Here is a 26,285-nt window from a genome sequence, read left to right as displayed (position 1 = left end):
GCTCTTAGCGGTTACTTGCCATTTTTGTCTGTATTTCTACCGTTGATTGTCCAAGTAATTTTCTGATTGGGCGTTAAAGTCAGAATGATATCTACTATACTTATGACAACATCTTCGGTAAAAGCCAAAAGGCTCAAAATTTCTCTCTTCCTATTACTCACAATATGAAAATTTGTAAATCACCCATTCGGGTGAGCCAAGCGGGTGATGCGTGCTTGGTACTACTCATTATAAATTTTATTGAAGGGAAAGCTAAAACGTAGCTTAGTTTCTAGGAGAAGTTCACAAAATAACATCAAATAACATCAAATACCCACTTTGAGGTATCGGTTTTAACTCACACACTTGGTTCAAATTATGGCTTTAATTAAAGAAATTGTCCAAGAAGCTCTAACTACCGGCTATCTGAGTGTTGTAGCCGAAGATCAACTGCGATCGCAACTTCAAAGTAATTATGACTCAGAAGACCTAGATGCCTGGATCGTATTACAGCGAGCTATTGCAGCAGGCGGTGTCAAACAAGAGTCGCGCCGAAAAAAAGCTTCTCTCTCTCCTAAAGCCAAAGACGCTTCATCAAGTATCAAACTTGCTTATCAAATGGCAGCAGAGATTGCTTATGCAGCAGCTGTAGCTTTATCAATGACAAAAAATACCAAAGATCAGCCTTCACTAGGCGCGTAAAATAACACGCTAAAAAGTTATTTTCCTGATTTAGTATCAAAAATTGTACCAAGTCGTTAGTGTAGGCGTAGCCTGCCCTAGGCATCGTTCCTAGTTAACTGCTTGGTATAATTTTTTAATCTTATTTTAAGTGATGTCCACGACAGGCTATTTGGTATCGCCTATTTTGGAACTCACTTTAACATAAGAATCATAACTGCTTCTTTATCAGCGCAATTTTATTAAAAAATAATTAAAAATTTCATTTTTCTGGCAACAGCTACGATAAATTTTCACCCTCAGCCAAGACCATAGAACTGATCCCCGGAAGCAATACTAAAATAAATATAAATTATTTCTTTAAAACTAGATTTTTTTAAGTGATATATGCCACTCAATGATTAAATTTTAATATACCAAGTACATGGCTGAAAGTAACGCACAGAATTAGAAACACCTTGGTGTCAACTTTAGCAACGATGTTAAAAAAGATTCTCAATGCTTAACAAAGTCATCGCTTTTTCACAAACTACAGTATAAAGAATTGGCAACATTGGTAAAGACAGTAAACAATAACCATAACTAAACTTGGAGTTTTGCCAACCTATGCAGCCAATTCGCACATTTAACGTATCTCCTTCACTACCACCGCGACTCGAACCACTGCGGCGGTTATCACATAACTTGCACTGGGATTGGAACGTTGATACTAAAGATTTATTCCGGCGCTTAGACTCTGACCTGTGGGAGTCTACCCATCACAATCCAGTGTTAATGCTCGGTACAATCTCCCAATCGCGGCTTTTGGAAGTTGTCGAAGATGAAGGCTTTTTAGCGCAAATGGATCGGGCTGACCGTCAGTTAGACGATTATTTGCAAGAGCGCACTTGGTATCAAAAACAACGGGAAGATAAACCAAAAGAATGCTACGCCTATTTTTCGGCGGAATTTGGACTTGTCGATTGTTTACCCGTCTATTCTGGAGGCTTGGGTGTTCTGGCGGGGGATCACCTCAAATCTGCTAGCGATTTGGGGCTACCACTTGTGGGTGTAGGTTTGCTGTATCAGCAAGGCTACTTTGCCCAATACCTCAATGCTGATGGCTGGCAGCAAGAACGCTACCTGCTCAACGATTTCTATAATATGCCCTTGCATCTAGAGCGCAATGCCGATGGTTCAGAACTGCGGATTGCGGTAGATTATCCCGGACGCAAGGTGTATGCGAGAGTTTGGCGCGTACAGGTGGGAACAGTGCCCTTGTATCTGCTGGACACCAATATCGAACCCAACAACACTTACGACCACGACATCACAGACCAGCTATACGGTGGCGACATCGATATGCGTATCCACCAGGAAATTATGCTGGGGATCGGTGGTGTGCAAATGCTCAAAGCTTTGGGGCTGAAAGTTACCACCTACCACATGAATGAAGGCCACGCCGCCTTCTCTGCTTTAGAACGCATCCGCTTGCTGATTCAAGAAGAAGGACTAAGTTATGCCCAAGCTAAACAGGTGGTAGCTTCTAGTAACATTTTTACTACACATACACCAGTCCCGGCGGGAATTGACTTGTTTGCTCCCGACAAAATGCTGCACTACCTGGGGTACTATGCAGAGATATTTGGATTGCCCAAAGAGCAATTTTTAGGATTGGGGCGCGAGAATACAGGCGATTTATCAGGGCCTTTCAGTATGGCGGTGCTGGCGCTGAAAATGGCAACATTTTCTAACGGTGTCGCCCAACTGCATGGTGTAGTGTCGCGGCAAATGTTCCAAGGCTTGTGGCAGAAAGTGCCAGTAGAGGAAGTGCCGATCGCCGCAATTACTAACGGTGTCCATGCTCGGAGTTGTGTTGCCAAATCAACTCAAGAGTTATACGATCGCTATCTCGGCCCAAATTGGTCATCAGCACCACCAGATAGCCCATTGTGGGATCGCATGGAAGCCATACCCGATGAGGAATTGTGGCGCAATCACGAACGCTGCCGCTTAGATATGATTTTGTATGTGCGGGAGCATTTGGTCAAGCATTTGACCGATCGCGGTGCTTCTGCTTCCGAAATTATCCAAGCCCAAGAAGTTTTAGATCCCTACGCTTTCACCATCGGCTTTGCCCGCCGATTTGCCACCTACAAACGCGCCACCCTGTGGATGCGTGATTTGGATCGGATTAAGCGGCTTCTGCTGGCTAACAAAGACCGGAAAGTGCAATTTGTGATTGCTGGTAAAGCACATCCCAAGGATATTCCCGGTAAAGAACTGATCCGCGATATCAATCACTTTATCCGCGAACAGCATTTAGAAAAACAGGTAGTGTTTGTTCCCAATTACGATATTCACATCTCGCGGTTGATGGTTGCGGGTTGCGATATCTGGTTAAATACACCGCGTCGTCCACGAGAAGCCTCTGGTACTAGTGGCATGAAAGCCGCAATGAATGGCTTGCCAAATTTAAGTGTACTAGATGGCTGGTGGGATGAAGCTGATTACGTCCGCACAGGCTGGGCGATTGGACATGGAGAGAATTACGACGATCCTAACTACCAAGATGAAGTAGAAGCAAATGCTCTCTACGAGTTGCTTGAGAAGGAAGTTGTACCGCTATTTTACGAACACCGGGATAGTGATGGCTTACCCCGTCCGTGGGTTGCGAAAATGAAGGATGCGATTCGGTTGAATTGTCCCTTCTTTAATACAGCGCGGATGGTAGGAGAATATGCTGAGAGAGCTTATTTCCCAGCTAGCGATCGCTATCATACCCTGACTGTTGATAACTATGCCCCAGCTAAAGAACTAGCTGCTTGGAAAGAAAAACTGAGCGGACACTGGTTCAACATCAGAATCAAAGATGTTGATGTATCAGCAGCTTCAGACATTGAAGTTAACCAAACCGTTGCGGTCAAAGCCAAGGTTGACTTAGCAACTTTGAGCAAGGAAGATGTGCAGGTAGAGTTATATCAAGGTGCGATCGATGCCAATGGTGATATTGTCAACGCTATAACAGTGGTGATGGATTACCAAGGTGAGGATTCACAGCAATTGAGCATTTACACGGGTAATATCACTTATACCGCTTCTGGTTTGCAAGGCTTGTCTTTGCGTGTATTGCCGAAAAATCAAAACCTGGCTAATGCTTATGAACCGAGATTAATTGCTTGGGCAGAATAATAGTGCTAAGTAATTGTTGAATACTCAAGATTAGGCGTTGCTAAACTTAAATTAGCAACGCCTTTTATTATGCGATGCAGTCACACCCAAAAAATAATTATTGCTATAATTCCTCGTAATTATAAGGAAAATGCAATTTGACTGGAATAATCACAAAAATCAGCTTCTTAAGCTTTGATCGATCCGCGTGGAGCGACAAGTACTAATGTCTGCGAACGTGGATTTCTTGGTTTACAAACGTTAGACCAATCTGTAATAGCTTTGATTGACGATCAAAATATTAATAGTACACAAAAAATATTTTTACGTAAATTTATCAGCAAATAATGTGAAGAATATGCAAAGATGCGTGTAAAAGCAAAAATAGCTAAGTAAATACAGTAGTATATGGTAAGTGTTTGGTTATTTAGATGTTCTGTATTTTCAAGCTAGACATCTAAACAGAATTGTCCACAAGGGGGGTATGAAAATCTCTTTGCCGATCAAAAGTTGAATATTTTCTCTTCTAGTAAGACTTAGACGCTGGCAAGAAACCAAATACCAAGTATAAATTCCAGGCATTCAATCGTCAGATTCTTTAATCATCCTTGTTCAATGATTATTACAGAACAAGGATAATTAATTTAGTCTGAAATAACTGATAATCCTAAATACAGACGCTCATTAGTTTGTACAGCGCTTAAGGCTTAGATAGTTTTCAGATAGATTTAGATAGTGTCACGTAAAAGCCATTCTCTGGATGAATCTTTGATAAACATTAGTGTTAATTAAAGATGATGTATAAGTATGGCAGAAACTTAAAATCCCGGTTAATTTTTGTGCCCAAAAATAGCAATAAAGTCCATGTTGATAACGGAAGTTACTGAAAAGCTAGATTTAGGTAGATAAAAGTTATGGCAAATATCATTGGAACCAACGGTAATGATAACCTACTGGGTACTTGTGACGCGGACACAATTAACGGTAAAGCAGGGAACGATATCATCACAGGTAACGGGGGTAACAACACCTTAACTGGTGGCGGTGGCAATGATGAATTTATTTATGACTACATCACCAATGATATCGATATCATCACCGATTTTGGTGGGGTAGGTAAAGGAACACACCCAACAGCAGCAGTCATTGCCGAAGTTGACACTCTAAATTTTCAGGACGATAGTCGCTTAACTGCCCAAAATATGATCCTGACCCAGAATGGCAACAATCTGGAAATCACCTTTGTAAATGCAAGCTACTATCAAGACGACGCTACACCCAAAGTCATTCTACAAAACTTTGCCTTGGAAAATCTGGATAACCTCAGCAAATCCACTGGAGCGAGTGTAAACTTGGGCAATATCCTGTTTTATGGGCAAACTACCATCACAGATAGCTTTGATGTTTTTAATGCCAACTCTACCCAAAGTACTATTTTCAATAAGAATACAGTCACCTTCCTTAACGACCTGAACAATAATGTTAACGGCTTTGATAACTCAGATGATGTCATAAATGGTCAGGGGGGTGATGACAAAATCGATGGCAAAAGTGGCAATGACTTACTCAGAGGTGGTGCGGGGAATGACACGCTCATTGGTGGTGCTGGGAATGACACGCTCGTTGGTAACACAGGCAATAACTCCATCGCTTATGGTACTGCCGATGATAATTTGAATCTTAACAATTCAAAAGGCAACGATCTGCTCATTGGTGGCGATGGAAATGATTCTCTCTTTGCCTCTGGTGACTACAGCCCGATCCGAGGAGGCGAAATTTTATTTGGCAATTCTATCTCTGGCAATAACACCCTCAATGGTGGCGCTGGCGACGACACCTTGAATGCTGGTTATTCAACAGGCAATAATATCCTCAATGGTGGTATTGGTGATGATTACTTGGATGCTATTTATTCAACAGGTGATAATCTGCTTTCAGGTGGCGCTGGTAATGATTATCTCTCCGTTTCTGGCCTGCACGACTACGAATTTGGAGAATTTGGGAGAATTTATGGCACTGGCAATAACACGCTCATTGGTGGTGCTGGTGAGGATAACTTAGATGCTAATTATACAACAGGCAATAACATTCTCAAGGGTGGTGCTGGTGATGATTACTTGGATGCTAGTTATACAACAGGTAATAACACCCTCAACGGTGGTGCTGGTGATGATTACTTGAATGTTAACAATTCAGAAGGCAATAATCTGCTATTTGGAGGTGATGGCAATGATACCCTCTCTGGGGGCACTAGTGGCAATGATCCCAACGCTCACTTCACTAGTGGCAATAATACGATGGATGGGGGTAAAGGCGATGATTTGTTGTCTGCCGATTATAGCTATGTTACCGAAGGAATCACAACAACTTTCAATGCTACTACTAAAACTGGATCGATTACAGCAGGCACGAATAGCGTTACCTACAAGAATATCGAACGATTAAATATCGTAGGTACAGCCTACGATGACAATATTGTAGGGAGCAATGGTAATGATACGCTCTCCACGGGCGGTGGTGGCAATGATACGATCGATGGGGATGAGGGTGACGATTTATTGGCCGTCAATTACTACAGTGATACTGAGGGAATCACAACGACATTCGATATCAGTACTAACATTGGTTTAATTACGGCGGGCACGAATAGCGTTACCTATAAGAATATCGAACAATTAAGTATCATGGGCACAAGCTACGATGACAATATTGTGGGGAGCAATGGTAACGATACACTCTCCACAGGCGATGCTGGCAATGATACGATCGATGGAGGAGCAGGTAACGATTACTTAGAAGTCTATTACTACGGTTCTAACGGGGGAATCAGAACGACATTCGATAGCACTACTAACATTGGCTTAATTACAGCAGGCACGAATAGCCTTACCTATAAGAATATTGAACAATTAAATATCTCAGACACAGCTTATGATGACAATATTGTGGGGAGCAATGGTAACGATACGTTTTACATAAGCCGTGGTGGCAATGATACGATCGATGGAGGGAGAGGTAACGATTACTTAGGACTCGATTACTACGATTCTGCCGCAGGAATCACAACGACATTCGATACCAGTACTAACATTGGTTTAATTACGGCAGGCACGAATAGCGTTACCTACAAGAATATCGAACAATTAAGTATCATGGGCACAGACTACAATGACAATATTGTGGGAAACAATGGCAATGATACGATCTCCGGAGACCAATATGGCAATGATACCTTCAAAGGTGGCGCTGGTGACGATTACTTAAGTGTTTTGGCTTCATCAGGCGATAAGATATTGGATGGTGGCGATGGTAATGATATTCTCACAGCCTCTAATGCCTTGGGTAATAATACACTCATTGGTGGTAATGGCGATGATATCATCACGGGTGGCGCTGGCAATGATATCCTCATAGGAGGCTATGGTAATGATACCCTCTATGGGGGAGATACCATCTATGCTGGAAACCCAAACCCTACTGATACCTTTGCTTTCAATAGTTACAATGAAGGCGTTGATACTATTTTTAACTTAAACACCAATTATGGACTGATTCAGGTATCGGCTGATGGTTTTGGTGGTGGGTTATCAATAGGTTCGCTTCAGACAAATCAGTTTACCCTGGGAACATCTGCAACGACAAGCAATCAACGATTTATTTATAACAGTGCTACAGGTGCATTGTTCTTTGACCAAGATGGCAGTGCGGCTGGGTTTACTCAGGTAAAATTTGCACAACTATCTACTGGATTGTCACTAACCAACAACAATTTTGTGGTTGTTTAATCTTTATTAGCGCTTCGCGATCGCCAAGCAATCCGATTTGCGGGGTGCTATTTTTAGCATCTCGCATTCCATTGCTCAATGCAAGTCGTTTTGGTAAGCGATCGCAATTCTTGTCGAGAAAGCCTTTGCTCAAATTCTTTGAGGGATGATAATGTAGCCTGTGGTGCGATCGCCTAATACTAAGTTACGGTGTTCTCCCCAATACCACCAGTATGCAGCAACGTAAGCGCAAATTAGGCTATCTAGTTTATCTTCGACTGCTTTGAGGGCTGCGCCGGTGGTGGGGATTTCAAGAGGGAACGAACCGCAGAGGCGCAGAGTCCGCAGAGAGGGGGAAAGAGAGGGGAGGATATTGAGAAGATAATTTTGGAGTTTGATTAGTTCTAGGCGGCGTTCGCTGAGTCGTCCTTTTTTGTATTTGAGGATGCGTTCTAAGTTGAATAGGTTAACGATTGCTGGGTGGGGAAAGACTTCTATTTGATACCTGCTGAGTTTTTGCGCTTCAATGGTGGGTGCGTGGGCAAAACCGCGTGATTCTAATTCTAAGCCAAAGTTGATGGTGCGATCGGCGAAGGGTAGGTTTTGGTTAGCTGGGTAGCATCCCGCGTGATATTTTCCAAAGTATTTGTGACTGAGTTTGTCGGGGAGGCGACTCCCGGTAGCGTTGGGTATGAGGGTAGGTGCATCTACGGCGATGATGGCTGGTTCGTCTGGTTGGACGCTTTGATCGATCCAGGTGAGGATATCTGCAATGGTTTCTTTACGGTCTAGATCGAGTAGTTGCAATTGGCCATCTATCCATTTTAAGCAGCATAGTCCACTTGGTTGCGATCGCCAGCCTAAATCAATGCCAATAAATTTCATTGTAATAACACGAATTTGCACTTATTTTCACATTTACGGGCAACCATTTCCCTAAATTTTCTTGCTAAAAATCGTGAAAAATAATCTTATAATCTTAAAAAGATTGTTTTAATTTATTTTATCTGGCAATAAATTAATCAAGATTATTCCCATGAAAATCTTATTTTTACATCCCAATTTCCCCTCGCAATTTCGTAACCTAGCGACAGTTTTAGGTAAAGATCCTAATTGTCAAGTCGTCTTTGGGACAAATCGTCGTGAAGGGGAAATACCTGGGGTTTATAAAGCTATTTATACTCCTTCTCGTGAAGCTGCTCCCCAAACCCACCATTATGTCCGTAGCCTGGAAAATGCTGTTCTTACCGCCCAGGCTGTCTATCGTGTAACAGAAAAATTAAAAGCCGAGGGTTTCGTTCCAGATATAGTTTACGGTCATTCTGGTTGGGGGCCAACTTTATTTATGAAAGATGTTTTTCCCAAAGCAGAATTATTGTGTTATTTCGAGTGGTTTTATCACGCTCACGGTTCGGATGCGGATTTTGATCCCAATGAACCACTGAATGCTGATGATGAATGCCGTATTCGCGTGAAAAATACGCCGATTTTGACTGATTTATATAGCTGCGATCGCGGTCTTTCTCCGACGTATTGGCAGCGTCAGCAGTTTCCCAAAGAATATCATAACAAACTCACTGTAATTCATGATGGTGTTGATACAAATTTTTTTGTTCCCAAACCAGGTGCAAAGTTAGTTTTACCAAGAATAAATCTGGATCTTTCCCATGTGGAAGAGTTGGTAACTTATGTAGGACGCGGGATGGAACCTTATAGAGGTTTTCCGCAGTTTATGGAAACGGTAGCGCTAATTCAGCAGCGAAGACCTAAGTGCCATGTAGTAGTTGTAGGAGAAGATCGGGTAGCTTATGGAAAGAATCTTCCCAATGGTCAGACTTATAAACAATTAATGCTAGAAAAATTAAAATCATCTTTGGATTTATCGAGGCTGCACTTTACAGATAGGCTTCCTTACAATGAGTACCTTCAGGTTTTACAAGCTTCTTCTGCTCATATTTATTTAACCCGTCCTTTTGTTTTATCTTGGTCAATGTTAGAAGTAATGGCAGCAGGATGTTTACTAATAGCTTCTAAGACTTCGCCAGTATTAGAAGTCGTACAAGATGGAGTAAATGGACTGCTAGTAGATTTCTTTTCTCCCCAAAACATTGCTAATCGGATTGAAGAGGCACTGAATCATCCCCAAGAAATGAACGTAATTCGTGCAAATGCGCGAGAGACAATTCTGAAACGTTATGATTTAGCGAAACTGTTACCACAGCATTTACAATGGATGTTTGCTGGAAAAAATTCTGAGATTTTGAAAAAACGGTCAGTTTCTAAAGGATTTGGCAAAGATTAGATGGCATTAGTCATTAGTTATTGGTCATTAGTTACAACTAACAAAGGACAAATAACAGAGAAATATAAAAGCGATATTTAAAATGCGGATTATTTTTACTGTTGCCCATTTTTTTAAACCTAGCAATCAGGGTCGTCATGCTTCTCAATGGAAAGACCCACAACCCCGCTTGCAGGCGTTAACTAAAAACATTACCGCCTTACACGAATTATTTGGCAAATCTCAAAGGTTCATCAACATTGCTCAACGACTAGCTTTCCCTGCTAACCAACCTCAATCTCACGAACTAGATATTGTTATTTGTACAACCAAAGATAATCATCTTCTAAATCATCTTCCCTTGCCATCCCATTTATATAAACATCATTCTACTAATGTAGAACCTCTGCTTTTAGGATTTGAGTGCCAAGCTGTTCTGCAAAGTTATCTTGGTCAGTATGATTACTACTGCTTCCTTGAAGATGACCTAATTATCCATGACCCTTGGTTTTTTATAAAATTAAACTGGTTTACCCAACAAGCAGGTGATTTAAATTTGCTCCAGCCAAATCGTTATGAAGTCTCCCCTAACAGTTTGGTTCACAAAGCTTACATTGATGGAAATTTGGCTTCACGAGTAACTACTCCCTTTCAAAATGTCCAAGAGCAACAAGAACTAAAGGGTACAATCCTGAATACACCAATTACCTTTATTCGTGCCCTCAACCCTCATTCAGGCTGCTACTTTTTGAATGCAAATCAAATGACTCTATGGGCTAATAAAACCTATTTTCTTGACCGGGATATTAGCTTTGTTGGCCCTCTAGAAAGTGCTGCCACCTTGGGAATTATGAAGACATTTCGGATTTATAAAACTTCACCTGAGCAAGCAAATTTTTTGGAGATTCAGCACTTTGGAACTGGGTTTCTGGGCCTAATTGGAGGACAAGTAAGTTTAGCAGAAAGGTAAGAAATATTGAGCCAGATATGGTTTATTCGCAATGTTGCTAGTTGTAATGGTGAATATAATGGCAATGGTCAATTTTTAATGGTTCATTCTTAAGCGGACAAAGGTAAAGTTTCCCCTGCTAGAATTGAACGACGTAGTGTCAATTACATTCCCCATCATTTAGTTTGACCAATTTACCAACCCAAATATCAGACAGATGTCTTTGCTTCAGCCTGGAACACTAAGTTCTGAGAGTTGCGGTTTTTGGCACGGGTAAGAAGTTCTGTTTCAGAAGGGACTCTAACTTTTGACGCTAGCTTCAGGAACTCAAGCATTCTGATGAACCAAAATGTTGGGTCTGGAAGATAAGCAACCTGACCCTCTCGCACGGTTATGCCATGCCTAGCTGACGACTGGAATGCATGATGAAGATTATGCCAGCCTTCACCCAAGGTCAGAAATGCCACAAGCCAAGAGTTCCGACTGTGGTCGTTGGTTATGAACGGTTGCTCGCCAAGTATGTGGCTGAGTGAGTTGACGGTGGCGACACCGTGGAAAAGGACAGTTGTGCTGAGGAAAAAAGCGCCGAGATATTCAGTTCCGCCAATGTAGTAAGAGATAGCACCAAGAGCAACGGTAGGAATAAAGTGCAAACGGTCAATAATCTTTAAAACTAGGTTGCTCTCAACATCCGTGGGAAGCTTTGAGGGAAAAAACTGTGGGGAGAATAACCATCCAGCCTGAGACCACCAGAATCCTTTGATTCCCTTGAAAGGTAGATAAGGGGAATGAGGATCTTTTTCTTGGTCTGAGGATTGATGATGGGCCATGTGGTGAGCTTTCCACCAACTTGGCCCCATCTGCCCAGCTGAAGCAGCTACGATGCTTCCAATCCATAGAACTGACATTGGAGCCTGGTAGCTCTTGTGGGTGAGTAGCCTATGGTAGATGCCAGTAGTTGCAAGCATTCGTATTACATATAACAACACGGCCCATAAGGCAGCACCCCACGATAAGCCAGTAAAAATAATGATTAGGGATCCTAAATGACTTATCACGATCAAAGTAGGGCCTACTATGTAAGAAATCATCGTGAGCTGAGAGTACTGCTTCATTCGTCTTCTAACGTCCTTAAGCTTCAAAATACAAATGCACTACATCCTAGTCGCAGTTAAGCCTGCGGACAACATAATGCCCACCCTTGCCAGCGCTACACTACAGGGATATCTTGGCACAATTCGCTTCATAGAATATAAAAAGTAGCTTCAAACACAAGCGGCTGCAAAAAAGCAGTGTGAGAAAAGCTCTAAAAAGAAAGTTGGTTTATCAAGGCTATTTATGGTATTGGGTGTAGTGAGTCAAATATTTATTGATGTTTGCACTTATTTCTATTTTTCTCTCACTCTACACCCAGTCTATTTAGTGTCATTCCATTATGGAATTAGAGTAGCCAAGCTTTCATCAGTAAAGTCACTAGGCTGGAAAAATTAATTCACAATTTCCAGATTAGTGCTACTTTATCTGATAAAAACTTAGATTTTTTTATTTCTGTAAATCACAGCCATTTTCAGGCAAATAGACCATGCAGTAGGTAACAGTATTGCTGTGTTATTTGAACGCAACCTTCTGCATTGTTAATGTATCGATAAACAATGGCTTTGTATTGAGACTACAGTAAGTAGCCACCTTAGGGCTTTCCAAGAAATAAATTATCCATTTTGTTGGGATGGGCATCTTGTATCCAATATTAGGACGGGCAAGATGCCCATCCCACAAGAAAATTTGGGATATTTTTTTATTTGGAAGTCCCTTACAAGCTATCATTAGCACACAAACTTGTGTCATTACTTTACTAAGTTATCGTTTTCCTTCGTTAAGAGTTTCTATAGCAATCGGAGATTGAGTTAAAATCTTCATCTCGCAAGGGCGAGTTGACCTGGAAAATGTCAAAATTAGATGAGTTTTGCGTAGGCGCATACTCCTACACAGAAGCGACTTGTCACCAGACATCGCCACTTTGCATAGTGCAGAATTGAGATAACTAGAGTGAAATTTATGGGCAAGCAACGTGTTCTTTCTGGAGTTCAACCAACGGGCAATTACCATCTAGGTAACTACTTGGGAGCCATTCGCAACTGGGTAGAAGGTCAGAGCGAATACGAAAATTACCTCTTTGTGGCTGACTTACACGCAATTACAGTGCCACATGACCCAAAACAGTTAGCGGCTGATACGTACACTCTTGCTGCTCTGTATTTAGCTTGTGGTCTTGATTTAAATCACTCCACCATTTTTGTTCAATCTCACGTTTCGGCCCACAGTGAACTCACCTGGTTGCTCAACTGCATTACACCTCTAAACTGGCTGCAAGATATGATCCAGTTCAAGGAAAAGGCTGTAAAGCAGGGAGAAAATGTGAGTGCAGGTTTATTGGATTACCCTGTGCTAATGGCAGCTGATATTTTGCTTTACCAAGCTGATAAAGTGCCAGTGGGTGAAGACCAAAAGCAACACTTAGAATTGACACGAGATATTGCGGCTCGGTTAAATCACCAATTTGGTAAACCAGATCAGCCCGTGCTGAAGTTACCAGACCCTTTGATTCGTAAGGAAGGGGCAAGGGTGATGAGTTTAGCGGATGGTACACGCAAAATGTCAAAGTCCGATCCTTCTGACTTAAGCCGAATCAGTTTGCTAGATTCACCAGAACAGATTCAATACAAAATTAAGCGTTGTAAAACCGATCCGATTCGGGGGTTGACTTTCGACGATCCAGCGCGTCCAGAGTGTAATAATTTGTTGACGCTGTATACATTGCTTGCTGGAAAGAAAAAGGAAGATGTCGCAGTTGAGTGTCAGGATATGGGCTGGGGACAATTTAAGCCATTATTGACGGACACGATAATTGAGTCCCTGAAACCAATTCAAGAAAAGTATCAGGCGATAACGGCAGACAAAAGCTATTTGGAGTCTGTGTTGCGCGATGGAGGGGAAAAAGCTAGAGCGATCGCAAATCAAACTTTATCACAAGTAAAAGCTGCTTTAGGTTACTCTCTCCCTCTATAGGCTTTCGCTTTTAGGTGTGATTTGCTATACCATTTAAGAAATTGAAATTCTTAATTTTATGCATTACACCCATAGCTCCACAGCCTTCCAGAGAGCTGTACAAGCAGGTGAATTTCTAGTTACTGCCGAGGTAGCACCGCCGAAAGGGGGAGATCCAACACACATGATTCAAATGGCAGCGATTCTTAAGGGAAGGGTTCATGCTGTCAATGTTACTGATGGTAGTCGTGCAGTGTTACGGATGTCCTCGTTAATGGCATCAGTGATTTTGTCACAAAATGGCATAGAGCCAATTTGTCAAATTGCTTGCCGCGATCGCAATCGCATTAGTTTACAAGCTGATTTGATGGGCGCTCATGCTTTAGGTATTCGTAATATTTTAGCGTTGACTGGCGACCCAGTAAAAGCAGGCGATCATCCAGATGCCAAAGCAGTTTTTGACTTGGAAGCTGTGCGACTGCTGCAACTAATTCGGAAAATGAATCAAGGCGTTGATTGTAACGAAAAACCCTTGACTGATGGAGCGTTAGATTTATTTGTTGGTGCAGCAGTAGATCCGCAATGTAAAAGTTGGTCGGGTTTGCAAAGTCGATTTGAACGCAAAATCGAAGCTGGAGCGCAGTTTTTTCAAAGTCAGTTGATTACTGATTTTGATGTTCTAGAAAAGTTTATGGATACAATTGCTGCTGGCTATAAAAAACCGATTTTGGCAGGAATTTTTCTGTTGAAATCGGCAAAGAATGCTCAGTTTATTAATAGATGTGTTCCGGGTGTAAATATTCCCCAACATATTATTGATAGATTAGCAAAAGCTAAAGATCCTTTTGAGGAAGGGATAACAATTGCCGCCGAGCAAGTGCAAATAGCGCGGCAATTATGTCAAGGGGTTCACATGATGGCGGTGAAGCGAGAAGATGCGATCGCGCCAATTTTAGATTTGGCTGGGATTGCTCCAGTTAATCAGTTGGTATCTATGTAAAGGAGAGAATGAATCTTTAGTATTAAAGCAGATGGGAATAACCATCTGCTTTTTTTATGCTGAAACAGACGCGTCTAAACTATTTTCGCTTTGCGTCTAATGTAATCAACAAGTGTGTAGGCGTAGCTCTTCAAAAACTGGATTACATCTTACCGTGTTGCAGCAATTGTTGCAGATGTTGGCGAATCTCTTGTGCGTGTTCAATATCAGATTGCCGCAATTTTTGGAACAACTCTACACAAGGCTGAGAACCTGCTTGCTCTGCATCTTGAATGTAGGTATCATAAGCTTTAACAGCTTCAGCCTTATTGTGCAAGACGGTGACAAAATCATACTCCAAGTCGCTAATCGCTGTTTGAGATTGTCCGTTACTTGTATTTGTAGTCATTGCTTGACCCTCTTTGAGAATTTCTAATTAACTTTATACTCACCCTGAAAGAGCGATTCATCTTCCAAAAAGAGTATATTTGAATACGTAGGAAGTACCTTGCGAGTGTTGGATTAGCATGACGGCGAACAAACCCAAACACAAGACAATCACAATTAAGTCTTGAAAGGCTTCTATGTTGCGAACAATTAAATGCCGATCGAGCCAGCGATCGCTAAATAAAAATCGACTTTTCTGGCGCTTTTGCATTAGGTTCCATTCCAATTGGGACTAGTTCAGATAACACCAGCGAGCCAATCCAATAGTTTTATGTTATGCAATATTAAGCTTTTGTGCCTCAGCGAGGTTGGTAATTTATCAGTCATTGGTCATTGGTCATTCGTTTTAGACAAAGAACAAATGACTAATGACTAATGAAAATTTACTATTCATTTTAAATTTTGTGCCTGTTGCAACAATTTCTCGGCGTTTTTCGCCCACTGGAGATTTTTTTGAGCATTGTATAAATCTCTAGCGAATTGCAATACTTGTACTGCATCACCATATTGCTTTAACTGGATAAAAACTAACCCTGCACCATAATAAGCGTTGGGATAGTTAGAGTTAGCTTCGGCTGATTTTCTAAAAGCTTCTAATGCCTCTTGTAATTTACTTTGTTGGAAAAAAATTGAGCCGAGATTGTAGTAAGCTTCTGGATACTTAGGATTAATTTTTAATGCCTGATAAAATGCACTTCTAGCTGGATCGAGTTTACCTTGTTGGAGATAACACATACCTATATGGTAAGGAGGTTCTGGTGCATTTTTGCTATATTCAATCGCTTTTTTAAAAGATGCGATCGCTTTCTTACAATCTCCTTGCTGCTCTCGTACCAAGCCCAAGTTATAATGGGCAAATCCTAATTTTGGATCGAGTTCTAGCGATCGCTGTAAATAATCGTTAGCTAACTGTAAATTATTGCCTTCTAACAACGCACCACCTAAATTAGCAAAAGCTGGAGCAAATTTAGCATCGGCTTGCGTTGCTCGATAAAATGCATCCGCAGAGGGTTGTAATTGTCCCGTCTGTCGGTATGCTAATCCTAAATTATAGTAGGCTGGTGCTAATGTCGGATCTAACTTGGCTGCTTGTTTAAAAGCTGCGATCGCATCTTGTACTTTTCCCGCCTGAATTGCCTGTAAGCCTTGGTTTAACGAGTCTATAGCAGTTTTACCATTAGATTGTGCCAGCTTTGAGGGGACAGAGGGAGAGAGAGAAAGAGACGGCGAGGGAATACTAACAACCAACAAAGTCAAACTTACTAACCCTATTATGGGATATTTAGAAAATGATAATGTCATTGATTTTCTGATTCGCAACACTTTCAGTTAAATTTACTTCATAAAAAGTTATTTACAATAATTTTAGATTCGCTATTAAACTTTACTGCCATTAACTTTTGTTAAGCTAAATCTTACGACAGGCTACATTTTTTTAAACTTTCGATTAAAGGGTGGATAATAACAAATTAAAGAAGGGGTAATTTTGACTCCAGAGAACCATTTTTTTATCCCTTGATATATACAGAATCATGCGGTTATAAAAGACTTACCGCAAGGGAGGTTTTATGAATGAAAAAGTAAAATCGGATTCGCGGAATGTGGCAATTGTCGGGCCTTATTTAAGTGGAAAAACCACTTTACTAGAAAGCTTGTTATTTGTCACAGGGGCAATTTCTCGCAAAGGGAGTATTAAAGACAGCAATACAGTAGGAGATAGCGCTACCGAGTCGCGCGATCGCCAGATGAGTGTAGAAGTCAGTGCCGCTAGCACTGAGTATAACGACATTCGCTTCACTTTTATTGACTGTCCGGGAAGCGTAGAATTTGCCCAAGAAACTTACAATGCTTTAATCGGAGTGGATGCGGCAATTGTAGTTTGCGAACCCATCCGCGAACGAGTCCTCACCCTTGCCCCATTATTTAAATTCCTCGACGATTGGGAAATTCCCCACCTCGTCTTCGTCAACAAGATGGATCGGGCAAATATTCATGTCTTAGAAACGTTACACGCCCTGAAAGCAGTATCTAGCCGTCCCCTGGTAGCGCATCAATATCCCATCATGAACGGGGAACAACTCATCGGCTTTATCGATATGGTAAGCGAACAGGCATATAAATATCATCCAGGCGCACCAGCTGACCCCATCCCCTTCCCCGAAAGTTTAAAAGAAGAAGAACATATAGCACGGGCAGAAATGCTCGAAACCCTAGCAAATTTTGACGACCATTTACTCGAAGAACTTTTAGAAGACATCGAACCACCCCAAGAAGAAATTCTCAAAGATTTAAAAATGGAATTAGGGGCAGATTTAGTAGTACCCGTTTTCTTTGGTGTGGCAGAACAAGATTATGGTGTTAGACCTCTATTAGAAGCCTTGTTACGAGAAGCCCCTGAAGCAGAAACCACAGCAGAACGTCGCTTAAAAAACTTAAAAGGTGATACACCTCTAGCACAGGTATTAAAAACTTATTACACTCCCCAAGGTGGCAAACTCTCTCTCGTGCGTGTTTGGCGGGGCAAATTAACTGATGGTATTGTCCTCAACGGCATTCGGACTGGTGGAATTTACCGCCTCATGGGGCAACAACAACAGTTTGTTAACCAAGTTAGTGCTGGTGAAATTGTGGCATTGAGCCGTTTAGAAGGAATCAAGACAGGCGATACAATCTCGATAGAACAGCAGTCGGCAATAGAATTACCTAAAGCTTCCCAGTTGGAACCTGTCTATGCTCTGGCTATTACACCAGAAAAGCGTAACGATGAAGTTAAACTCAGCAGTGCCATCACCAAGTTATTAGAAGAAGACTGTTCGCTTGCTTGGGAACAACATGGCGATACTCACGAAGTAATCCTGTGGGGTCAAGGCGAGATTCATTTACAAGTGACCCTAGACAGACTGCGCCGCAAATATAATCTACCGATGACAACCCATTTACCGCAAGTGCCTTACAAAGAAACCATTCGCAAAACGGTGGCTTCAGTTCATGGGCGCTACAAGCATCAAAGCGGTGGTCACGGACAGTTTGGTGATGTTTTTCTCGAAATCAAACCCTTACCACGCGGTACAGGCTTTAACTTTAATGAAACTATTGTCGGTGGCGTGGTTCCGAAACAATACATTCCCGGGGTGGAAATGGGCGTGCGGGAATTTCTAACATCTGGGCCTTTGGGCTTCCCACTAGTGGATTTGGCGGTAACTCTGACTAATGGTTCTTACCACAACGTTGATAGTTCCGAACAAGCCTTTAAGCAAGCTGCCCGATTAGCCATGCAAACGGGGATACCCCAAGCGGAACCTACCCTGTTAGAACCAATTCTGCGGGTGGAAGTGACTACGCCAAGCGAATTTACCTCCAAAGTGCTGCAACTATTGAGTGGTAGACGGGGGCAAATTTTAGGTTATGAGGGCAGAAACGATTGGCAAAGCTGGGATAATGTTTCTGCATACTTGCCACAAGCTGAGATGCAGAATTTTATTGTAGAACTGCGATCGCTCACTCTTGGCGTTGGTTCCTTCCACTGGGAATATGACCATTTGCAGGAAGTACCGGAAAAGCTTGCTGAACGTGTCATTCACAGCAATGGCAATGGTGGTAATGGCAACGGCAATAAATGATTTTGGACTTTAGGTTGTTCTTACACCATCGTAGGCTTTTTTAATTTGCGATCGTTAAAAACCATAGATCCCCAATTTCGCAAAAGCGATCGGGGATCTATTTATGTTGTGTATCAAGATAAATTCGTCGTCTCAGCTTATTATTAATAATTCTTTAATGTGAATAGACCTGTGTGGTAGGGGAAATTCATATAGACATGAATCCACTTCTCACAGGATATTATCCCTACGATAGATGTGGTTTTTCAAAACATTTATATTTATTCTTTTCTGTCAATGAGTAAGTTTTATAGTTGATGCACCACCAGGTATTCTCAGGTTGGCATAGTCGCCGCTTAGTTGAACACGTGATGGTGGTTGGTGTAAGACTGCACAGCATCTTTGAACTGCGGCTTGATATTCTCGCCATTGCTTACGGATTGCAAGACTGGCGGCATCGTCACCTAAGTCTGAAAATCTTAGCCCAGCCCGAATTAGCCAAGATTCTACATCAGTTGTTTCACCCAGTATTTCTGGAATGGGATTAATCTTTTCCATGAGTAATATCTTTTATGCATATTTAAAATTGGTCATTTCACTTTAAGAGAAACTATTGATAATAGCCAAATATAATTGGTTATCATAATCATAAATAAAAATGATTAAAAAAATGGGTCATGTTTGAGTTTTAATGCTCAGACATGACAGAAATAATTACTATTACGGCTGGTAAACATCATGCTTTAGGTTGCGAATAAGCTGTTTCCTAGCTCGTAATAACTAGAAACGATAGCCTAATCCAGCTTGGAAACTGACAGCATCAGCATCACTATTTCTGTAGGCATCAATACCCCATTTAGTATCGCCGTAGGCAATGACATTATTGCTAACTTCTGATTCAATCCCAAGGGTGACTACAGGTGAATTCCGATTGCCTAATGGGGTTTTTTGACCTTCATCAGTTACAAAAGAATAACCACCACCGAAGTAAACGTTAGTGTTTTTGGCGATGGGCGCATCGTAAGTCACGATGGGCATAATTGCAGCAGCATCACCACCATACAGCACAGAACCACGCAGGGAAACAGGTGCATTAGGAACGGCGTAACGTCCTTGAATATTACCGCCAATTTGCGCTTCATCGTTTCCTTGTCCGCCACTGGTTGCACCAACTGCAACACCAGCACCAATGTAATTACCGTTTGTACCGGCTGTTTGAGCAGAAGCAATTCCTGCCGAGAGGACAATGGAAGCAATCGCGAATGCAGAGGCAGCTAATTTTGTAAGTTTCATAGAATTCTTTTCACTAGAGTTAGGTAAAATCAATGTTCTCTAGTACTAGAATCTCTTTTTTTACAAAATGTAACCTCGCACATCTGGTTCACCCAAGTGGCTGAATTATTTCTCACCCACTTGGTTATACCGATTGAAAAATTCAAATAACAGTTATTTCTTCAAAAAGCGCTGACGGAGGCGAGATATAAAAATATTCACCTCTGGTATTTTCATCCAGGAAGCGATCGCAGCAAACACCGCAATCCCTACAAAGCCAGATACGCACAATTGCAACACCAGAATCAGTAAACCCGTTTTACCTAGCAATTGTTGAGAACCAACCAATGTCCCATAGCTTGCTACCCCAGCTACCATGCTACCAGCAGCCAAACCCAGAATCGGCAAACCCCACTCGCGCCAAGGTAAACCATTGAGTTTGCGATCGAGTAGCCACAACAGCATCAACATTGAGCTACAGTTTACACCCACTGTTGCCAACACCAAACCGGGAGCGCCAAAAGGTTTAACGAAAAACCAATCTAATAAGATATTGAGCAAGATGTTAAAAACACTGATACGAAAAGGTGTCTGTCCATCGCCTAAAGCGTAGAATACTCGCACCAAAACATCACGTCCCAAATAGACGAACATCCCAATTCCGTAAGCGACTAGCAAGGATGAAACTAGCTGTGTGGCTTCTGGTTTGAAAGCACCGCGTTCATATACCACCTGCACAATGGGTACTGATAGCGCTACCATCAACGCCCCTAGCGGTAGCATAGTGAAGGCAGTGAGTAACAATCCTTGGCGAATGCGTAATTTTAAATCTGGCCAATTTTCGGGGCTAGCAAGCCTGGCAAATATCGGCAACAGAGGCAGTAAAATGATATTAGAAATAATCCCCAAGGGAGTTTGGACTAATAGATTCGCATAGTTAAATCCTGCCGCAGCCCCAGGAATAGGACTGGCGAAATAAAGATCGGTGGCAACATTAATTGGCATCATTCCAGAGGAAACTGTCGCCGGAGTCATGATTCTAATGACTTCTTGAACACCTGGGGATTTAAAGTCAAACCGCAGGCGTAATGTGCCGAGTCCTAACCGCCACTGGACAATTAGCTGCACTAACCACTGGAGAACTGCTCCTGCTAAGGTTCCCCAAGCTAAGACCATTCCACCAATTAAAGCGTACTCCGGTTTAATAATATCCTTGCCCAATTGCATCGCCAGGATACCAAGACCGATAACAACGGTAATACTAGATAATAAGGGACTAATGGAAAGTAACCAATATTGATTGGCTGCATTAAGAGTACCGAAGCCGATGCCAATTAAACCGGCAAATAAAGCCATTGGTGCCATAATGCGGAGTTGTTGAATGGCGATCGCTCTGGTTGTCTCTTCCAAACCATGACCGACTATATCAACGATCGCATCCGCAAATAAAATTTGAGCAACTGTCACCAGCAACAGCATTCCAGCCACCAGTGTTGTCACGGTTTCCACTAGGGGAGCCGCTTCTTCTCGCCGTCGCTTGGCTAAAACACTGACGATCGCACTGTGTAATGGCCCATTGACACCACCGAGTAATATCAATAGAAAACCAGGGATAATATAGGCGTAGCTATAGGCGGTAGCAGCAGCACCAACACCAAAAGCCGCAGCGATCGCTTGCTGCCGCACTAAACCGAAGACTTTACTAATTAATGTGGCTGCGGCAACAATGCCAGCAATTCCAGCGAAAGAACGAGAGGGTTTTTGGTCTTGTTGTGTCACGAATAATACCCGACAACTCTTACAGAGTGCATACTTTAAAACATTTAACCTGAAATACCTTAGTCTGTCAGGTAAATTTTGGCAAATCAGTCATTAGTTTATAGTCTGATGCCTGCGGGGAGCAAAGCAAAATTACTGCGATCGCAATGTGAAGTTCATTTAAATCGTCTCTTAGTAAGGGCTAGAGCCGTTTACTACCAATCTTGAATTATTCATGTCTTCTTTTGTATACAAGTCAAAATTATTTTTAACCCATTAAAGAAAATAGATCAAGAAAGGGGAACTATAAGAATAACCATCTTCTAGTAAATAGTTGAACGCTGTCAAAATTCGCAGTTTGTCATATTTTCGACTCATGAAGTTTGGTATGAAGAACTCTTGTATAAAAACGATATAATCCAGTGCAATGGAACCAAATTCAAATTCCACAGAAGATCAACTTCTATTGTCAAGCGTTCAATTTCAAGAGCAACTAGAGCAACAAAAGGCTCTGGCGAGTGTAATTGTGCGAATTCGGGAGTCTCTTGATTTAGAAAGAATTTTTAAAACTACTGTTACACAAGTACGTCAGTTCCTAAATGCTGACCGTGTAGCAGTTTTCCAGTTTGACTTAGAGAAAGATTGGAAAGGAGAATTTGTTTATGAAGATGTTGCGCCTGGTTGGAATTCGGCATTAGAAGTAAAGGTTTGCGATCGCTGTTTTGGAGAAGAATTTGCTTCTAGTTATCAAGAAGGACAAGTACAAGCAGTAGGAGATATTTACAAGGCAGGACTGAGTGAGTGTTATGTGGAAATTTTGAGTAAATTTCAGATACTAGGTAATCTTGTTGTCCCATTATCGCCCCAGAATGAACTGTGGGGACTGCTTTGTATTCATCAGTGCAATGAGACTCGTGACTGGAAAGAATCGGAAATTGAGTTTGTTCGTCAAATTGCTGACCATATTGCCGTTGCGATTCAACAAGCGAAGCATCTCAAGCAAGTCCAATTGCAAGCTGCAAAATTAGCTCAAGCAGTTCAGCGCGACCAAGTAATAGCTCGGATCGTCGATAAAATTCGCTCACCCCTTGATATTGAAACCATCTTTAAAACCACAACTCAAGAAATACGCAAGCTGCTGCAAGCTGACCGAGTTGCCATATTCAGCTTCAATCCAGATTGGAGTGGTAACTTTGTTGCTGAATCATTTGCTGAAGATTGGACTCCCCTAGTTGGTATTCAGCCTACGATTTTTGATACTTATTTACAACAGACGCAAGGCGGGCGTTACGTTAACAATGAGACATTTACAGTTAATGATATTTACCAAGCCGGATTAACAAACTGTCATGTAACCCTATTGGAGAAATTCCAAGCAAAAGCCTTTGCAACTGCCCCCATTCTCCAAGGAGATCAACTTTGGGGAGTCATTGCTGCTTACCAAAATGTCTCACCCAGACAGTGGCAATCTTATGAAGTCGAATCACTAACCAAAATCGGCACACAAATTGGTGTGGCAGTGCGACACCATAAGTTGCTGACATACGCTCAGTACCAAGCAGAGCAACAAAAGACATTAACTAACGTGATTACTCGAATTCGGGAGTCCCTAGATTTAGATACAATCTTCCAGACTACTGTCACCGAGGCGCGGAAAATGCTGCAAGCTGATAGAGTGGCAGTCTTTCGTTTTGACCCTCAAAAAGATTGGGAAGGAGAATTTATTTCTGAGGATTTTGTCCCTGAGTGTAACTCGGTAATCGCAGAAAAAGTTTATGATTATTGCTTTGGGGAAAACTTTGCACCCCTTTACGCTCAAGGTCGAGTCAATGCGATCGCTGATATTTATCAAGCCAAGTTTGCAAGTTGCTACGTCCAAATCCTAGAAAAATTTCAGGTGCGGGCAAATATGGTCGCACCTCTATTAAAAAAAGGTGAACTTTGGGGATTATTGTGTATTCACCAATGTACCGCTCCTCGTTATTGGCAACCTTCTGAAATTGAATTTACCAGTCAAATAGCCGAGCAATTGGGAGTTGCATTAAAACAGGATTCTTATTTAAAGCAAGTTCAAATGCAGGTTATCCAGTTAGCAGAAGCCACCGAACGAGAAAAAGCAATGGAACGGCAAGAATTGCTAGCTGCAACCATTGATAAAATTCGCCAGTCACTCGATATTAAAACTATTTTTAGAACCACTACTCAAGCTGTGCGAGAATTGCTCGAAGTCGAGAGAGTTGCAATCTACCGCTTCAACGCAGATTGGAGCGGTAAATTTGTAGCAGATTCCTTCAAAGATGGTTGGAAACCTGTCCTACAAGAGCAACTAATGATTATGGAAACTTTTGAGGACACAGAAGACGATAACGAACTTCCGCGCAACGAAACTTTTGTTCCCATTCGACAAGGTGAAAAATTATGGGGATTATTAGTTGCTTATCAAAATTCGCAACCACGTTATTGGAAAGAGGAAGAAATCAATTTACTGGCTCAAGTAGCTGTACAATTGGGAATTGCAATTCATCAAGCGGAATTACTCGACCAAACTAAACGTCAAACTTTAGAACTGACTCAAGCTCTGCAAGAATTAAAACAAACTCAGACTAGGTTAATTCAGGGTGAAAAAATGGCAGGTTTAGGACAATTACTTGCTGGAGTGGCTCATGAAATCAATAATCCTGTGAGTTTTATTTTTGGCAATCTAATACATTTAAATAAATATACTGAAGAACTACTAAAGGTAGTGAAACTTTACCGTCAAAATTCCTCCCTGTTACCATCTGTCCAAGATCAAATTGACAAGGCTGATTTGGACTTTATCATTGAAGATTTACCCCAAACTCTTGAATCAATGAAAGTAGGAGCAGAGCGAATTTGTGATATTGTGCTATCACTGCGAAACTTCTCTCGTACAGATGAGGCTGGATTGAAGGCAGTAGATATTCATGAAGGATTGGATAGTACTTTGCTGATTTTAGGGCATAGGCTCAAAAATAATCATGAACACCCAGTTATTGAGATTATTAAAGAATATGCTATTTTCCCTTTGCTCGAATGCTATCCCGCGCAATTAAATCAAGTGTTTATGAATCTTCTTAGTAATAGTATTGATGCATTAGAGGAAAAATTTAAAACTATACAGCAAAGGTATTTGAAGTTATCACAAAGGTGTCCTATAATACCTTTGACTATCTGGATTAATACGCACACCACTAATAACCAGGTTGTAATTAGAATAGCTGATAATGGTCTAGGGATTTCAGAAGAAGTGCGATCGCACATGTTTGATCCCTTCTTCACTACCAAAGCACCAGGTAAAGGTACGGGTTTAGGATTGTCTATTAGTTATCAAATAGTAGTTGAAAAACATCATGGACAAATTAAATGTTCCTCTAAACCTGGAGAAGGAACAGAGTTTTTGATTGAAATTCCTAGTAGTAGTTAAAAGAAACTGGTTTTGCAATTCTCACTCAATATTAAGTAGGGTAACAAGGAGAAGTAGAGGTTTTATCTGTTCCCTGAAGACATCACAACTGCCATATATTGTAGTAAAAATAGGTAAGCTAAAAATAGTTTAATTTGCATCCTCCAAAAAATAAATCTCTTGTGGGGTGGGCATCTTGCCCGCCCTAGTTGTGCAAATTAAATACACGACAGCTTACTAACTTGAAATTTCTTTTGTGTTTGCTCATAAATTTTTATATTTTTATCTCTGACCAAATCCCAAATTAAAATCAAATCGATAGCGAATAATACATAGTTTAATAAAGAATTTGTATTTTCCATCTTTTCGGTAAGATGTCTCCGTTTTTATGCTCAACACTGAGCCTCTTTACTTACAACCTAAACTATCTCGCGTTGACATACCCGTAACCAGATTTACCCCATCAGCCCTTTCACACATTAGCGACACTTGATAACGGTCAATCAAAGCGTCGGTAAAATCAGCGCCTGTAATTTCGGCATCGTAAAAACGGCTACGGGTCAAAGTTGCTTCTGTGAAAATGGCATTTTTTAGGTTAGCACCATCCATAGTGACGCGATCGACTAAAGCGCCGCTTAAATTCGCGCCTTCCAAATTTGCTTTTAACAAAACTCCTTTAGTGAGAATTGCGTTGGTTAAATTCGCTCCTTGAAAATTCGTCCCCCGCATTTCTGCTGCTACAAAAGTCACACCTGCCAAATCAGCATTAGAGAAATCACGATTTTCTAAATTTATATTGTTGTAGTTAATTGTGTTGAGTTGAGCAAAAGCAGGTTTAGGATTAAGTATTATCCAGCAAAATGCTAGTATCAAAATTACAATCAAACCCAAAAATCGCAGTAAAATCTTTTTCATAACTTCATTATTTTTTAGTAGTCCTTTGTCATTAGTCCTTTG

At 41.4% G+C, this 26,285-nt stretch carries 18 protein-coding genes and 1 pseudogene; 9 read left to right on the top strand and 10 right to left on the bottom strand.

All coding sequences use genetic code 11. The features are described 5' to 3' along the window. Positions 1–11 precede the first annotated feature (11 nt). A complete protein-coding gene (locus V7K42_RS02200) occupies positions 12–137 on the bottom strand; it encodes a hypothetical protein (protein ID WP_334913126.1) in 126 nt (41 codons plus the stop codon). A gap of 220 nt (positions 138–357) precedes the next feature. Between V7K42_RS02200 and V7K42_RS02195 the strand changes: the two genes are divergently transcribed. The 3 genes from V7K42_RS02195 (at position 358) to V7K42_RS02185 (ending at position 7,595) form a co-directional block, all read left to right on the top strand. Next, the gene (locus V7K42_RS02195) at positions 358–681 is read left to right on the top strand and encodes a hypothetical protein (RefSeq protein WP_094328346.1); all 324 of its coding nucleotides are present in this window, start codon (positions 358–360) and stop codon (positions 679–681) included. 585 nt (positions 682–1,266) lie between these two features. After that, positions 1,267–3,831 carry an alpha-glucan family phosphorylase gene (glgP, locus tag V7K42_RS02190; protein WP_334913124.1) on the top strand — a complete coding sequence of 855 codons (2,565 nt, stop codon included), beginning with the start codon at positions 1,267–1,269 and terminating at the stop codon, positions 3,829–3,831. 893 nt (positions 3,832–4,724) lie between these two features. Next, positions 4,725–7,595, top strand: coding sequence for a beta strand repeat-containing protein (locus V7K42_RS02185; RefSeq protein ID WP_334913122.1), 2,871 nt, complete (start codon positions 4,725–4,727; stop codon positions 7,593–7,595). 129 nt (positions 7,596–7,724) lie between these two features. Here the strand turns inward: V7K42_RS02185 and V7K42_RS02180 are convergent, their stop codons facing one another. Further along, positions 7,725–8,459 (bottom strand): DUF429 domain-containing protein, encoded by a 735-nt coding sequence (locus tag V7K42_RS02180; RefSeq protein ID WP_334913120.1) that lies wholly within the window; start codon positions 8,457–8,459, stop codon positions 7,725–7,727. Positions 8,460–8,610: 151 nt separating this feature from the next. Between V7K42_RS02180 and V7K42_RS02175 the strand changes: the two genes are divergently transcribed. Both V7K42_RS02175 and V7K42_RS02170 read left to right on the top strand, forming a co-directional pair. Next, positions 8,611–9,876: a glycosyltransferase family 4 protein gene (locus V7K42_RS02175; protein ID WP_334913119.1), complete on the top strand. Its 1,266-nt coding sequence runs from the start codon at positions 8,611–8,613 to the stop codon at positions 9,874–9,876. A gap of 82 nt (positions 9,877–9,958) precedes the next feature. After that, positions 9,959–10,825 (top strand): calcium-binding protein, encoded by an 867-nt coding sequence (locus V7K42_RS02170; protein WP_334913118.1) that lies wholly within the window; start codon positions 9,959–9,961, stop codon positions 10,823–10,825. 188 nt (positions 10,826–11,013) lie between these two features. On the opposite strand, the gene V7K42_RS02165 is transcribed toward V7K42_RS02170, so the two are convergent. Further along, the gene (locus V7K42_RS02165) at positions 11,014–11,895 is read right to left on the bottom strand and encodes an acyl-CoA desaturase (protein ID WP_334913170.1); all 882 of its coding nucleotides are present in this window, start codon (positions 11,893–11,895) and stop codon (positions 11,014–11,016) included. Positions 11,896–12,859: 964 nt separating this feature from the next. On the opposite strand from V7K42_RS02165, the gene trpS reads away from it, so the two are divergent. Together trpS and V7K42_RS02155 are read left to right on the top strand one after the other, a co-directional pair. After that, the gene (trpS, locus tag V7K42_RS02160) at positions 12,860–13,870 is read left to right on the top strand and encodes a tryptophan--tRNA ligase (RefSeq protein WP_334888126.1); all 1,011 of its coding nucleotides are present in this window, start codon (positions 12,860–12,862) and stop codon (positions 13,868–13,870) included. Between the two features lie 58 nt (positions 13,871–13,928). Beyond that, complete coding sequence (locus V7K42_RS02155) at positions 13,929–14,849, top strand: methylenetetrahydrofolate reductase (protein WP_334913116.1); 921 nt, start codon at positions 13,929–13,931, stop codon at positions 14,847–14,849. 142 nt (positions 14,850–14,991) lie between these two features. Here V7K42_RS02155 and V7K42_RS02150 read toward each other — a convergent pair whose 3' ends face one another. The 3 genes and pseudogenes from V7K42_RS02150 to V7K42_RS02140 all read right to left on the bottom strand — a co-directional run bounded on the left by V7K42_RS02150 (position 14,992) and on the right by V7K42_RS02140 (position 16,577). After that, positions 14,992–15,237 (bottom strand): hypothetical protein, encoded by a 246-nt coding sequence (locus tag V7K42_RS02150; protein ID WP_334913114.1) that lies wholly within the window; start codon positions 15,235–15,237, stop codon positions 14,992–14,994. A 108-nt stretch (positions 15,238–15,345) separates the two neighbouring features. Further along, positions 15,346–15,486 (bottom strand): annotated as a pseudogene (locus V7K42_RS02145) (phosphate-starvation-inducible PsiE family protein); the annotation flags it as partial. A 179-nt stretch (positions 15,487–15,665) separates the two neighbouring features. After that, positions 15,666–16,577 carry a tetratricopeptide repeat protein gene (locus V7K42_RS02140; protein WP_334913112.1) on the bottom strand — a complete coding sequence of 304 codons (912 nt, stop codon included), beginning with the start codon at positions 16,575–16,577 and terminating at the stop codon, positions 15,666–15,668. A gap of 266 nt (positions 16,578–16,843) precedes the next feature. Between V7K42_RS02140 and V7K42_RS02135 the strand changes: the two genes are divergently transcribed. Next, positions 16,844–18,895 (top strand): elongation factor G, encoded by a 2,052-nt coding sequence (locus V7K42_RS02135; protein ID WP_334913110.1) that lies wholly within the window; start codon positions 16,844–16,846, stop codon positions 18,893–18,895. A gap of 273 nt (positions 18,896–19,168) precedes the next feature. Here V7K42_RS02135 and V7K42_RS02130 read toward each other — a convergent pair whose 3' ends face one another. The 3 genes from V7K42_RS02130 to murJ form a co-directional block, all read right to left on the bottom strand. Further along, positions 19,169–19,432: a hypothetical protein gene (locus V7K42_RS02130; RefSeq protein ID WP_334913108.1), complete on the bottom strand. Its 264-nt coding sequence runs from the start codon at positions 19,430–19,432 to the stop codon at positions 19,169–19,171. 222 nt (positions 19,433–19,654) lie between these two features. Next, positions 19,655–20,167, bottom strand: coding sequence for an outer membrane beta-barrel protein (locus V7K42_RS02125; RefSeq protein WP_334913106.1), 513 nt, complete (start codon positions 20,165–20,167; stop codon positions 19,655–19,657). A 153-nt stretch (positions 20,168–20,320) separates the two neighbouring features. Beyond that, positions 20,321–21,925 carry a murein biosynthesis integral membrane protein MurJ gene (gene murJ / locus V7K42_RS02120; protein WP_334913104.1) on the bottom strand — a complete coding sequence of 535 codons (1,605 nt, stop codon included), beginning with the start codon at positions 21,923–21,925 and terminating at the stop codon, positions 20,321–20,323. 406 nt (positions 21,926–22,331) lie between these two features. Between murJ and V7K42_RS02115 the strand changes: the two genes are divergently transcribed. Then, positions 22,332–25,349 carry a GAF domain-containing protein gene (locus tag V7K42_RS02115; RefSeq protein WP_334913102.1) on the top strand — a complete coding sequence of 1,006 codons (3,018 nt, stop codon included), beginning with the start codon at positions 22,332–22,334 and terminating at the stop codon, positions 25,347–25,349. A gap of 387 nt (positions 25,350–25,736) precedes the next feature. Here V7K42_RS02115 and V7K42_RS02110 read toward each other — a convergent pair whose 3' ends face one another. Further along, on the bottom strand, positions 25,737–26,243 hold the full coding sequence (locus V7K42_RS02110; protein WP_334913100.1) for a pentapeptide repeat-containing protein: 507 nt from the start codon (positions 26,241–26,243) through the stop codon (positions 25,737–25,739). Positions 26,244–26,285 lie beyond the last annotated feature (42 nt).

Origin of the sequence: Nostoc sp. (genome assembly GCF_036917455.1) — a bacterium.
Taxonomy (GTDB): Bacteria; Cyanobacteriota; Cyanobacteriia; order Cyanobacteriales; family Nostocaceae; genus Nostoc.
Note: the sequence above shows the minus strand (reverse complement) of the source record. Positions and strands in the feature narration are given on the sequence as shown.

Excerpts from the sequence above, each read along its gene's own strand:
- V7K42_RS02195 (WP_094328346.1), top strand. The coding sequence starts at position 358 with ATGGCTTTAATTAAAGAAATTGTCCAAGAAGCTCTAACTACCGGCTAT.
- glgP (WP_334913124.1), top strand. The coding sequence starts at position 1,267 with ATGCAGCCAATTCGCACATTTAACGTATCTCCTTCACTACCACCGCGA.
- V7K42_RS02185 (WP_334913122.1), top strand. The coding sequence starts at position 4,725 with ATGGCAAATATCATTGGAACCAACGGTAATGATAACCTACTGGGTACT.
- V7K42_RS02180 (WP_334913120.1), bottom strand. The coding sequence starts at position 8,459 with ATGAAATTTATTGGCATTGATTTAGGCTGGCGATCGCAACCAAGTGGA.
- V7K42_RS02175 (WP_334913119.1), top strand. The coding sequence starts at position 8,611 with ATGAAAATCTTATTTTTACATCCCAATTTCCCCTCGCAATTTCGTAAC.
- V7K42_RS02170 (WP_334913118.1), top strand. The coding sequence starts at position 9,959 with ATGCGGATTATTTTTACTGTTGCCCATTTTTTTAAACCTAGCAATCAG.
- V7K42_RS02165 (WP_334913170.1), bottom strand. The coding sequence starts at position 11,895 with ATGATTTCTTACATAGTAGGCCCTACTTTGATCGTGATAAGTCATTTA.
- trpS (WP_334888126.1), top strand. The coding sequence starts at position 12,860 with ATGGGCAAGCAACGTGTTCTTTCTGGAGTTCAACCAACGGGCAATTAC.
- V7K42_RS02155 (WP_334913116.1), top strand. The coding sequence starts at position 13,929 with ATGCATTACACCCATAGCTCCACAGCCTTCCAGAGAGCTGTACAAGCA.
- V7K42_RS02150 (WP_334913114.1), bottom strand. The coding sequence starts at position 15,237 with ATGACTACAAATACAAGTAACGGACAATCTCAAACAGCGATTAGCGAC.
- V7K42_RS02140 (WP_334913112.1), bottom strand. The coding sequence starts at position 16,577 with ATGACATTATCATTTTCTAAATATCCCATAATAGGGTTAGTAAGTTTG.
- V7K42_RS02135 (WP_334913110.1), top strand. The coding sequence starts at position 16,844 with ATGAATGAAAAAGTAAAATCGGATTCGCGGAATGTGGCAATTGTCGGG.
- V7K42_RS02130 (WP_334913108.1), bottom strand. The coding sequence starts at position 19,432 with ATGGAAAAGATTAATCCCATTCCAGAAATACTGGGTGAAACAACTGAT.
- V7K42_RS02125 (WP_334913106.1), bottom strand. The coding sequence starts at position 20,167 with ATGAAACTTACAAAATTAGCTGCCTCTGCATTCGCGATTGCTTCCATT.
- V7K42_RS02115 (WP_334913102.1), top strand. The coding sequence starts at position 22,332 with ATGGAACCAAATTCAAATTCCACAGAAGATCAACTTCTATTGTCAAGC.
- V7K42_RS02110 (WP_334913100.1), bottom strand. The coding sequence starts at position 26,243 with ATGAAAAAGATTTTACTGCGATTTTTGGGTTTGATTGTAATTTTGATA.